A 3329-nucleotide genomic window follows, 5' to 3' on the forward strand; every position below is an offset into this window, starting at 1 on the left:
CCAACCGTAGTAAGCTGCATACGGGGAACCTCCTCTCTAGGGTCGGTTCCCCATCTTTTTATCCCCTTCAGCGTCTCACATGTGTTTGTCCGGGTTCAGTCCGAGGGCTGATGCGAGGAAGCTGCTGGTGAAGGGGAAGAGGGCATCCATGGCCTTGGGGGCTTTCATCAGCCGCTTCATGGGTCGGCATCGCACGCTAAGTACACCCGTCTTGCTCACGCAGGGGGTTTTGCCTTTCGAGCCACGCTTTCCAACTTGAACGGCCGGAATCCCTGGCTATTGGAAAGCCATCGGCGCTCTACAGCATCTTCGACATGGTATGAATGGTATTGATTATCACTTGTAAATCATTAAAATCCGATCGGATTACTTTGCTTTTTGCTCCCCCCTTGCTAACGTGACCCTGTGAGGAGGTCCGGAATGTACGTGACCATGAACCGGATACCGGTCAAACCGGAGTATGCGGAGCAGTTTGAAAAGGCCTTTCAAACGCGTGCCCGGCTGGTGGACAAGATGCCGGGATTTGTCCGCAACTTTGTCCTCCGTCCTCAGAACCCTGAGGACCCCTACATCGTCATGACTTTTTGGGAAAGCGAGGAAGCTTTCCGGGCCTGGGCGGAAAGCCCGGAGTTTCGTGAAGGTCATGCGCGAAGCGGCACCCTGCCCAAGGAGGCTTTTCGGGAGCGCAACCGCTTGGAAACCTTCGTTGTTCTGTTGGACTCGGAGGTGAAGGAGTGAAGCGGAGGGCAATAGCTGTCCTTTTGGGGCTCATGGTCCCCCTGGCCTTGGCCCAACCCTACCGGGTTGTGGACGCCCGGGGCCGGGCATTGGAGATTGCCTCTATAGAGAGGATTGTGAGCTTGGATGGTATCAGTACGGAGATTTTGTTTGCCCTGGGGGTAGGGGGTAAGGTGGTAGGCCGGGATGACTCCAGTTACTACCCGCCTCAGGTCCTTCGCCTCCCCAGCGTAGGCTACCAGTTCCAACTCTCGGCGGAAGGCATCCTCTCTCTCCGCCCCACCTTGGTGATCGGCCGCGAGGATGTTAAGCCCCCTCAGGTGGTGGAGCAGCTGGAGAGGGCTGGTGTACAGGTGGTCCTAGTGCCCACAGAGCCTACGGTGGAAGGGGCAAAGCGAAAGATCCGGGTTGTCGGTCAGGCGGTGGGTAAGTCCCAAAGGGCCGAGGAGCTGGTTCGCTCTTTGGAGCGCGATATCCTGGCTCTTGGGGCCTACCAAGCCCAACAGGCTCCTAGGGGAAAGCTCCGGGGGTTGTTCCTTTACCTGCGGGGTACCCAAACCACATTCGTCTGCAGTCAAGGGAGCACTCCGGTGGGGATGATGGAGCTTGCCGGCTTGGAAAACGCGGCAAAAGGGATCCGGGCGTGCCAACCCATGACCTCTGAGAGCGTGGTGGCTGCTAGGCCGGATGTAATCGTGGTGTTCCTAAGGGGTTTGGAGAGCGTGGGCGGGTTGGAAGGGGTTCTAAGCCTACCTGGGGTGGCGCAAACGCCTGCCGGCCAGCGGAGAAAGGTTGTGGCCATGGACGATCTCTACCTGGGCTCCTTTGGTCCGCGGGCGGGGCGTGCAGCCTTGGACCTGTTCAGGGCAGCCTACCTAAGGGAAGGGTTCGTGGAGGTGCGTCCATGAGGCTTTTCTTCATGAAAGCCTACAGGAGGGCGGTTTTTGCTTCCCTCACCTGGGAAACGTCCCTGAGGCTCTAGAATTCACCTTCCTTTGGACGTAAGGGGGTCTGGATGCTTGGCTTCCTTCCCGCTGCTTTTCGAACCCACCGGTACCGGGTGGCTCTTCTAGCCCTGCTCCTCCTCCTGCCCTCCTCGCTTTTCCTTGGGGCGGGACTGGGGGCCTATCCCATATCCCCTCTGGAGATTCCCTCCATCCTCCTCCGGGGTGAGGGGGTGGAGTACCAGGTCCTCACTGTCCTACGGTTTCCCCGGGTTGTGACCGCGGCTCTTGTAGGAGCACTCCTAGCCACGGCGGGGGCCGTACTCCAGGGTCTGTTCCGCAACCCCTTGGTGGACCCGGGATTGATCGGGGTTTCTGCGGGGGCGGCTTTGGGGGCTTCCCTTTTTATCGTCCTCCTACCAGGAGGCTTGGCCCTCGCCCAGGCCCTCCAGGCCTATGGCCTGCCTCTCTTTGCCTTTCTAGGAGGGCTCTTGACCACGTGGTTCCTTTGGCGTATTGCTAATACCCCGGCAGGGGTCCAGGTAGCGGTCCTTCTCCTAGGAGGTATCGCCCTAAACGCCTTGGTGGGCGCCGCCATTGGCTTCCTCATCTTTCTGGCCGATGACGAGCAGCTTCGAAGCCTCACCTTCTGGACCCTGGGGGGGTTCACCGGAGCGACTTGGGGCCTTTGGGTACCGGCTCTGCCTTTTGCCGCTATGGCCTTTCTCCTTCTGTTGCCCCTGGCCCGGGAGCTCAATGCCTTGGCCTTGGGGGAGAGGGAAGCCTTCCACTTGGGTGTTCACCTGGAGACCTTGAAGCGTCGCGCGGTAGCAGGCACCGCCTTGGCAGTAGGGGCGGCCGTAGCCTTAGCGGGAGGCGTGGGGTTTGTGGGTCTAGTGGCCCCCACTTTTTCCGCCTCCTGGCTGGGCCGGACCATAGGTTTCTCCTGCCTGGCGCAGCCCTTCTTGGGGCCAGCCTCATGGTTTTGGCCGATCTCCTGGCCCGCACTTTGGCAGCGCCGGCGGAAATGCCCGTGGGAGTGGTCACCGCTCTCTTGGGTGGTCCCTTCTTCCTATACCTGGTCCTTCGTTTAAGCGGGAGGTGTACCGTGCTTGAGGTCAGGAGCTTGGGGTACAGAGCAGGGGAAAAGTGGCTTCTCAGAGGGGTGGGGTTTTCCCTCTCCCCCGGGGATTTCCTAGGTTTTAGGGCCTAACGGCAGTGGTAAGACCACGCTCCTTCGCCTCCTTTCAGGGGAGCTTGAGCCCACGGAGGGGGAGGTCCGCCTCCTGGGTCAGCCCCTTGGAACGTACTCCCCTGAGGGTCTGGCCAGGGTAAGGGCGGTCCTTTCGCAGCTTCGCCAGCTGAGCTTTCCTTTTACCAGTTACGAGGTTGCCCTCCTAGGGAGGCTACCCCATCTCGGGGGCTGGAAGGAGAGTCCCAAAGACCATGCCAGGACAGAAGAGGCGATGAGGAAGTCCCAGGCGCTGGCTTTGCGTGATCGGCTCTTTGCCACCCTTTCAGGAGGTGAGGCCATGCGGGTGGAGACGGCCAGGCTTCTGGCCCAGGAACCCCGACTCTTCCTCTTAGAGGCTGTCGTAAAAGTCTCCCACCTCACCTTACGCGGCCCTCGCCAGCCGCTTCACCAGC

General features: G+C 60.3%; 2 protein-coding genes and 2 pseudogenes. All 4 read left to right on the plus strand.

The annotated features are described in order from the left end of the window. Positions 1–420: 420 nt before the first annotated feature. Complete coding sequence (locus tag C2847_RS12030) at positions 421–738, plus strand: antibiotic biosynthesis monooxygenase family protein (protein ID WP_105318562.1); 318 nt, start codon at positions 421–423, stop codon at positions 736–738. Between the two features lie 32 nt (positions 739–770). Beyond that, on the plus strand, positions 771–1646 hold the full coding sequence (locus C2847_RS12035) for a heme/hemin ABC transporter substrate-binding protein (RefSeq protein ID WP_105318563.1): 876 nt from the start codon (positions 771–773) through the stop codon (positions 1644–1646). Positions 1647–1753: 107 nt separating this feature from the next. After that, positions 1754–2798: pseudogene (locus C2847_RS12040) on the plus strand (FecCD family ABC transporter permease). Positions 2799–2944: 146 nt separating this feature from the next. After that, a pseudogene (locus C2847_RS12045) lies at positions 2945–3329 on the plus strand (ATP-binding cassette domain-containing protein); the annotation flags it as partial.

The organism is Thermus tenuipuniceus (genome assembly GCF_002964845.1).
Classification (GTDB): Bacteria; Deinococcota; Deinococci; order Deinococcales; family Thermaceae; genus Thermus; species Thermus tenuipuniceus.

Excerpts from the sequence above, each read along its gene's own strand:
- C2847_RS12030 (WP_105318562.1), top strand. The coding sequence starts at position 421 with ATGTACGTGACCATGAACCGGATACCGGTCAAACCGGAGTATGCGGAG.
- C2847_RS12035 (WP_105318563.1), top strand. The coding sequence starts at position 771 with ATGGTCCCCCTGGCCTTGGCCCAACCCTACCGGGTTGTGGACGCCCGG.